Origin of the sequence: Streptomyces sp. NPDC048420, from assembly GCF_040651535.1 — a bacterium.
GTDB lineage: Bacteria > Actinomycetota > Actinomycetes > Streptomycetales > Streptomycetaceae > Streptomyces.
Map to the genome: position 1 here is coordinate 170,166 of NZ_JBEZKG010000006.1, position 7,623 is coordinate 177,788.

Sequence of the window (7,623 nt, forward strand, 5' to 3'; positions counted from 1 at the left end):
TGGGTTCCGAAAGTCCGCTGCTCGGCTTGCCCTGCCGGACGGCGGACCAGAAGGTCTCGATCAGAGCGGGGAGGTGCCGCTCCGGGCGCTTCCGGGGTTCTCCGGGCGGGGCCGGAGGAGCTCGTGGCGTCGCTCGGCATAGGCAGCGACGTCCCCGGTGGGCAGCATCGTGCGGTCGAGCTGGTTCTCCTGCACGTGCCACATGCCGTCGCCTTCGTGGCCGTGCGGACGGAAGCTGAGGATGAGCTTCTGCTCGGCCAGGGTGGCCAGGGTGACGTGCGCCTGCTGCTCTTCGCGCGGGAGCTGTTCGAACTTCAGCTGGTTCCAGTCGGCCACGAAGAACCGCACGCCGTTCGTGAAGACGTCGTCAGAGCTGAGGTTCAACCGCTCGGCGCACAGCAGCAGATCGGCCAGCAGACGGGCGATCACCTCGCTCACGCCGGAGACCGACAAGGCCGCGAGTTCCTCTTCGTTGATGTACCTGTCGAAGTCGAACTTCTCGAATTCGCCCCGCAGTTCCCAGATGCGGCGCTGTAGAAGGTCGAAGGCGTTGGGGTTGCGGCGGGCCCAGTAGTGCAGGACGTCGCCGAACAGGGTGGTGATGACGGTCTCCGCCTCGCTGCGGAAGACGGGGCTGGTGCGCAGCACGTCCCACCCGGCGTTCCACTGGTCCTGACCGTAGGCCAGGACGGCGCGCAGACCACGGGCGGCGGGGTCCTGGTGGAAGGCGTCGCCGACACATGCGGTGTCGAGGTACTCCAATACGGCGGCTTCGCCGCGGTTGACGCGGGTCCTGATACGGGACCTGGTGTCCATGCTCGGTTGCCTTTCGAGTGCGGCCGGACGGCAGTGCGCCGGCTGAAGGAGGTGATGGGCTGCGACCCGGGGCGCGGGCGACCGCGCCCCGGAGCCAACGGGCGGGTCAGCTTCTGGGGAGGTGAGCGTGCGCGGTGGCACGGATCCACGACGCGGCGAACTTCGCACAGTGGGCGGACTCCTCGGCGACGCCCCCCGGCAGGCGGGAACCGCTGTAGAGGGTGTTGATCAGGTCGCCGTTGGCGTTGTGCAGGGTGATGGTCCACGGCTCGTCGTGGGCGTCGATCGGCCGGTCGGCGTGTTCGTCCGAGGTGACAAACAGGCGGGGGCCGGTGTGGACGGCCTCCCCGGCGGCAGCGATGTCGAGCGGGATCACGCGGTAGGTGATGCCGCACTCCCACATGGGGTATGACGGCAGGCCGTAGGCGCCGAGGGCGGCGTGCAGCACGTCACCCTCGGTGGGTGCGGGCTCGTCGACGGGGCGCAGTTCGATGTAGCTGCCCGGCATGGCGACGGTGTACGTGCTGGACGGATCGACGAGAATTCGTGCCTGCGGAACCTTCTGCCACATGCTCAGCACGAACTCGACGCGGTCGGCCGACAGCGCAGCCGGGTGCTCGATCGGAGCACCGTCGTGCGAAGTGGAGTACGTCGCCGTGTAGTTGACGGCGTGCGCGACCGGATTGGCCGGAGCGAGTGTGGTGCCGCGCTCGGGCAGGGGGTGCACTTCGCGGTGCGCCGCGCCGAGGGCCAGCCGGTGCGCGGCGGCGACGACCTCGTAGGCGGCCGTGAGGGCCGTCTCCTCCCGGAGGAAGTGCTGACGGAGGATCCGCTTCTTGTCGGCGGCTTCGATGCACTCGGAGCTGTAACCGTCCGGCAGGAGCGGCTGTTCGGAGCGGAACTGGAAGATACGGCTGTCCGTCCTGCTGATCTGCCGTTGGTGCCCTGCCGCGACTTTGCGGTGGAGGGCCACCACGGCCTGGGTCATCGTCAGCTGATGCCGGGCGGCCGTGAGCCGCTCGCGGGCGGCGGTGCGCATGGCGTGTGTCTGCATGGGGTGCTCTCTCGAATCGTGGGTTCAACTCCGGTGCGCGGCTTGCCCTGCCGCGCACCGGAGGGGGCTGCGGATGGGCCGTCAGCCGATGGCGTCGGCCAGAGAGTCGAGGAGGCGTTGCAGCGTCTGCCGCTGGCCCTCGTCCTCAGTGACCTCAAGCGCCTCGGTCAGCGGGTCGAGGAGCTGGCGCAGCGTGCGCCGCAGCCCCTCGTCTCCGGCGGCCTCCAGCACGTAAAGGAGGAGGTCGGCGCAGATGTCTCCGGCCAGCTCGGGGGCGGAGGAGGCGTTGAACGCCGCCCAGCCGTCAGGCGCGTCGGCCCACCCCGGCGCGATGACGTTGCCCACGCCGTCGATCTTGGTGCCGTCCTCGCCGACCCAGCGGAGGGCGTAGGCCAGCTGGGCGTGTCCGCGTTCCGCCGCGGTCGACTTGATCAGTTCGGAATAGTCGGTGGGTGCCTCGATCGGGAGAGGTCCCTTGAAGTCCATGGCCGATGTCCTTTCACGATGGTGGGTTCGGTGCCGGTGCCTGGCCGTGTCCTGCCGGGCACCGGCGGGGAGTCGAAACGGTCGCCCGTCACCGGTCGAGGGCCGAGTGAGGCCCACCCGAAGACCAATACACCGTTTCGTCATAGGTAAATCTATGTTTCGGGCGGGAGTCAATGGCGTTTCGTCTCGCGGGGCCCCCGGTTTATGTCCGGCGCGGATGTCTGGGGGTTGACCTGGCCCGGCTGGTTCCAGTCGCGATCGCTCGGTGACCAGGTTGTTGAACCTGCTCCGGTCAGCTCCGGGCCAGTTCGATGATCCGCTTCAGGGTGAGGTTCTTCTTGAAGGGCTTGCCCATGCGCTCCTCGGCTCCCGCGTACTCGTCGAAGAGGCCACCGTTGACCCGCGCGGACCCGATCAGGTCCTGACGGCTCGCCAGCGGGCAGGCCCGGCAACTGAGCCGTCCTACCAGCTCGTAAGCGGGGTGGCAGGGGATGCCGTGGTCGACGTGGGCCTTCCAGACCTCATCGGTCTTGAGGTGGTGGATCGGCAGCCAGGTCGTGACCTCGCGCAGTGTCTTCGCGGTCATCCGGTGCCGCTCGATGACCGGCTTCGCCGCGCGGGCCCGGGCCTCCTCGGCCCGCATGCCCATCGCGTACCCGGCCCGGACCGGGCGGCCGAGCCGCAGCTCGGCACCGAGCTCGTCGACGAAGGCACGCCCGACGGCGGTCTTCGTATCACTCGTGCAGAACCGTGCAAAATGCCCGGGCCAATTGCCGTGATCCATGATCCGGTCCCACAGCGAAGGCCATCGCTGGCTGCGGCGGACGGCGAACGGCACGTCGTACAGGGCGGCATGGTCGCGGGCCACTTCAAGGGCGCCCGGCCACTCGATCAGGTGCCCGTTCGGCGTGTGGCCGAGGTCGCAGTGGAGCACCTTGACCTTGTGCAGCTGGCCCGCATGGTCGGCCTGTGTGCACACCTGGTGCACCAGGACGCCGGAGTCTTTCCCGCCGCTGTCGCCGACGACCACGACGTCATGCCGGTCCCAGTCGAACTCGGCCGGCTCCGCGGGCGCTGCGTCGGCCGGCGGGGCGAACAGTTCGAGCTGGGCGCATCCGGTGCCGCACGGCGGGGTGGGGGTGAGGTGCTGTGTCACCTGAGGTCTCCCAAGGGGTGAGGGGGGCGGAGGAATGCCCGGGGCGCGTGCGGAGCGAACGTCTCGCCGCGTGCCGGGCGGAAGGGAAGCGATGCGGATGCCCTGGCCAGCGCGACGCGGGCCAGGCATCCGCCTGAGTCAGTGCGGCGAGATCTGGTTCATGTACGCGGTGATGACCGCGTGCGCCGCCGTTTCGCTGAGGCGCAGGATCTCCAGGTTGCACACGGCCGTCATGTGAGGGCTGGACAGCTCCAGGAGGGCGATCCCCTCCACCTGCCAGCGTCCGGACAACTCCGAGGTGTAGGTCGGAGTGTCGGAGGCCTCCTCGTCGGAGCCGGGCAGAGGACGGCTGTCGACCACGCCCAGCAGACCTGCGGTCTGCTCGTCCAGCCACCGGGCGGCGTCGCCCTGGTAGTCGGTCGGGTCGTGGAAGGCGGCTTCCTCGCTGTCCGGGTTGTCCCCGACGGCGGCGAGGACGGCGGGCACCAGGCTGAGCGGCAGGAGGTTGAAGCGGACGCTGTGCCCGTGGCGCGTGTAGGCGTTGAACCAGCGCCCGGAGGTTCCACAGTGGCCGAACGTCACTTCCACCCACGGCGATTCGGAGGGGCGGGAACGGGTCACGCGGGGCCGGACGCCCCGCGTGAGCAAGAGCCGGATCGTGGCTCGGGCGGTGCGGCTGTGCTGGACGGTACGGGCGACGCGTTCGCGGGCCTCGTACCGGGGGTCCAGGTAGTCCATGGGGCGCTCCTGATGGTGTGGGCGCCGGGCCCGGTTTGCCCTCCGGATCCGGCTGATGGGGCGGAGGTGGGGCCGCCCTGGGGCGGCCCCACCGGGAGTTACAGAACGGCGGCCACGCGCTCGCCGAGCCACTGCGCGACGTTGCAGCTCACCGCGTTTCCGGCCTGGACTGTCTTGGCGGCGTCGCTTGTGCCCGTGACGATGTAGCCGGGCGGGAAGCGCTGGGCGTTCATCTGCTCGCGCCACTTCAGCATCCGGAAGTGACAGTCCTCGATCCGTGCCGCCTGGCGCAGCAGACCGGCCGAGTCGTGCGTGGAGAGGGTGTGCAGCGGCTCGGACGTCGGCTTGGCCCTCGCGCCCTTGCGGTACGGGATGACCAGCCCGTGATGGTTGCCGCCCGCCATCACCGCGGACAGCGGCCGGTCGATCTTCCGGGCCTTGCCGTGGTTACGCAGTTCGATGACGAACGGCGGAGCCGTCAGGTCCGGGGACGACGTGGCGTACGGGGAGGTCCCAGGCGGGACGAGCAGTCCCTCCCCGATCTTCGCGCACCGGGACGGCAGCGGGGCCAAGTCCGGCCGGAACACGCGCCCGTCGTGACCGCCGTGGTTCACGGTCAACACCGAGGGGGTCTCGGGGAACATCTCCAGCCCCGCCTCAATACGGGCAACGGTGCTCTCGGCCAGCGGCTCAAGCCCGTGCTCGTGACGGTCGGCGATGCGAATGCCTTGGTCCTCCCAGTTGATGATGGAGGACGCGGGCTGGACGTACGGCTCCACGATCCCGTGACCGCAAGGGCAGGTGTAGTCGTACTGCACGCCGTACTTGCCGACTCCGCTTCTCCGGGGCTTCTGGCCCTTGCGGGGCTTACGGGGCTTGCGCCAGGTCTGCACCGCGTGCACGTCCTCGTCGCAGACCTCGCAGAACGCCAGCGGTGTCGGCTTCACGTCCGGGAGACGGATCCCGACCTTCGTGAAAACGATGTACAACCGATCGCGCCACTGCGGAGCGGGGAGATTGAACGCGTCCCCGATGTGTGCTGACGACACACAGACGATCTGGTAGTTGTAGCCCAGCTGCGCCATTCCGGCCAGCCACCAGTCGAACAATTCCCAGTCGGTCGCGAACTCGATGACGTTCTCGACCAATACGGCCTTGTAGCGGTGGAGTTGCACGGCGCGGATTACTTCGAAAGCGGTGGCCCGGGTTCGCTGGAATGCCTTTTCCGGGAGCGCCTTCCATTCCTCGTCGTCCACTTGCCCCTTCGTCCGGGGGCGGCCCCCGGCGGGACTTATCTCAGTACAGATGGGGCTCGCCCAAAGGATGTCGGTCTTCGGGAGGCGCCTCATGTCGTAGTACTCCATCTCGGCGCACAGGTGCTCGGCGCCGGGATGATTGGCGGTGTGCGTATCGACCGCGACTTGCCAATGATTTGCGGCGAGTAGGAGTTCGAGTCCTGCATTGACCAGGCCCGTGCTGGATCCGCCCGCGCCCGCATACATATCGGTGAATGTGAGGCTCAAATGCTCTTCCTGCGTGTGGGTTCCGGTGCGCGTCAGGCCCGGTTTGCCCTCCGGGCCCGACGCGGTGGAAAAGCTGCGAGGCGGTTACTCGCCGCGATTCTGGGACGTGAGCCAGACCGCGGTCTCGATGACGTTCTCGACCGTGACCACTTCGAAGGTGCGGGCCTGCGCTTCGCGGATCAGGTCCCAGGTGGAGGCGGCGCCGAGTTCGGCCGCCACAAGACGGGCGACACGAGTGCGCGGGTCCTCGGCCTGCGAGGAGAGCCGGAGGCCTGCCGTGCTCCAGCTCGCCAGCCAGGGCGGGGATGCCCACAGCAGCGGCATCCTCTCGATGTGGTCGGGAAGCCTCGCCGGTTCGGTCGTGCTGGTGTGGCCGGTGAGTGCCAGGTGCCAGTGGTTGTGAGCTCGGGGAATGCGGGTGGTCATGTGTCCATCCGTGGTTGTGGGTTCGTACGTGCCGGGCCCGGTTGCCCTCCGGGCCCGGCACGTTGGGGATGTGTGTCGGCTGCTAGCCGCCGTAGGTCTCGATGACCCGCTTCTCGACGGTGAGCAGGCGGCAGAGGCGGGTCACGATCTCCGCCGGGACATCGATGGTGGCGCCGTTGTGACCGTCGGCGTCGAAGACGGTCATGAGGGCTCCGCCCGGTGCTGAGTGGCGGGTGCGGCGCAGTTCGGACAGGTCGGAGAGGAGGCCGTAGAGCTTGTCCGGGCCGTCCGGCTCCTCGCCGTCGACCGGGGCGCCGAGCGGGTGGTGACTGCCGTAGCGGGTTGCCGTCGCCTGGAGGTAGCGCTGGGTCGCGCCGACCATCCGGAGGAGTTCGGAGCCGTGGTAGATGACGCCGATGTGCTCGTCGGGGCCCTCGTGCTGTACGTGCCAGTTCTTGACCTGGTCGGCCTGGCTGGGCAGGCCTTCGTCGCCCCCGATGGTCAGGTAGGTGGAGTCCGGGAGCGGGACGTGGATGAGGTAGCCGACTCCCTGGACGGAGACGATGTCGCCGATCACGTTGTGCTCGCGCAGCGTGGCGAGGACGGGCGCGTACTGGGGGCCGATCTCGTCGACCGAGTAGGCCATGGCGATCGCCCAGTGCACGAGCGGCCTCGGGTCGCTGGTCCAGGGCAGTTCACCGCCTGCGATTTTCGTGCCCTGCGGCGACCGGCGGATCCAGAGCAGGACGAGAGGGGAGGAGGGCTGGGACTTGTCGGGTCCGGGCCACACCGTCACCTCGTCTCCGGAGCTGGGCAGGGTGAACACGACGGATTTGCCGAAGACGTTGTTCGACTCGACCTCTGCGCCTTCCCGGATGGCAATGGCGAGGTCGGTCATGGAAATCGGGATCTCAGTGTCTGTCACGTGGGTGACTCCATTCCGCATGCGTGGGTTCCAGGAGGCTTTGCCCTGCCCCCTTTGGAATTCCGATTCGTGAAATAACGTCAATGTTCTACGGATTAGATAAAGCGCGCTGTGGAGTTTTCAAGGAACGATTAAGCAAGTACTTCTGCCTGCCATTGATGGTCTCTCTGGGCGGTTTCAATCCTTCATTTCCGCCCCCCTTCGACATAGGTAAATCTATGCTCCATCGAGAAGTGGGTCAACCCGGGAAATGGACTATGAGGGGGTCAATTGGGGTCATTTCATGAGTGACGGACGGCTCGCGGAAGCTGCCATTCGGCTGCACGGCGTGCACTCGGCGGCGGCGCGGTACCGATTGCGGTGTGGTGCCGTTGAGTGCCCCTCTCCCCTTCCCGGCAAAAGGAAAACGGGGCCCGAACGGGAGGGGTGGGAGGGGGGGGGGGGGGGCGGCCCCCCGCCGCCCCCCCCCCCGCGCGCCCCCCCCCAAACGCGCGCACGA

The 7,623-nt window shown here is 68.2% G+C and carries 8 protein-coding genes; all 8 read right to left on the bottom strand.

Going from position 1 to position 7,623, the window contains the following annotated elements:
- Positions 1 to 60 precede the first annotated feature (60 nt).
- The 8 genes from AB0D34_RS12400 to AB0D34_RS12435 all read right to left on the bottom strand — a co-directional run bounded on the left by AB0D34_RS12400 (position 61) and on the right by AB0D34_RS12435 (position 7,124).
- A complete protein-coding gene (locus AB0D34_RS12400; protein WP_362660490.1) occupies positions 61 to 816 on the bottom strand; it encodes a hypothetical protein in 756 nt (251 codons plus the stop codon).
- Between the two features lie 106 nt (positions 817 to 922).
- On the bottom strand, positions 923 to 1,870 hold the full coding sequence (locus AB0D34_RS12405) for a hypothetical protein (protein ID WP_362660493.1): 948 nt from the start codon (positions 1,868 to 1,870) through the stop codon (positions 923 to 925).
- Positions 1,871 to 1,951: 81 nt separating this feature from the next.
- Positions 1,952 to 2,356, bottom strand: a complete 405-nt coding sequence (locus tag AB0D34_RS12410) for a hypothetical protein (protein WP_362660494.1) — start codon at positions 2,354 to 2,356, stop codon at positions 1,952 to 1,954.
- 292 nt (positions 2,357 to 2,648) lie between these two features.
- Positions 2,649 to 3,512, bottom strand: a complete 864-nt coding sequence (locus AB0D34_RS12415) for a phosphoadenosine phosphosulfate reductase family protein (protein WP_362660497.1) — start codon at positions 3,510 to 3,512, stop codon at positions 2,649 to 2,651.
- 138 nt (positions 3,513 to 3,650) lie between these two features.
- Entirely contained in the window at positions 3,651 to 4,250 is a 600-nt protein-coding gene (locus AB0D34_RS12420) for a hypothetical protein (RefSeq protein WP_362660500.1), read from the bottom strand.
- A gap of 98 nt (positions 4,251 to 4,348) precedes the next feature.
- On the bottom strand, positions 4,349 to 5,752 hold the full coding sequence (locus tag AB0D34_RS12425) for a DNA cytosine methyltransferase (RefSeq protein ID WP_362661009.1): 1,404 nt from the start codon (positions 5,750 to 5,752) through the stop codon (positions 4,349 to 4,351).
- A 105-nt stretch (positions 5,753 to 5,857) separates the two neighbouring features.
- Entirely contained in the window at positions 5,858 to 6,199 is a 342-nt protein-coding gene (locus tag AB0D34_RS12430; protein ID WP_362660503.1) for a hypothetical protein, read from the bottom strand.
- A gap of 82 nt (positions 6,200 to 6,281) precedes the next feature.
- A complete protein-coding gene (locus tag AB0D34_RS12435) occupies positions 6,282 to 7,124 on the bottom strand; it encodes a hypothetical protein (RefSeq protein WP_362660506.1) in 843 nt (280 codons plus the stop codon).
- Positions 7,125 to 7,623: the final 499 nt, after the last annotated feature.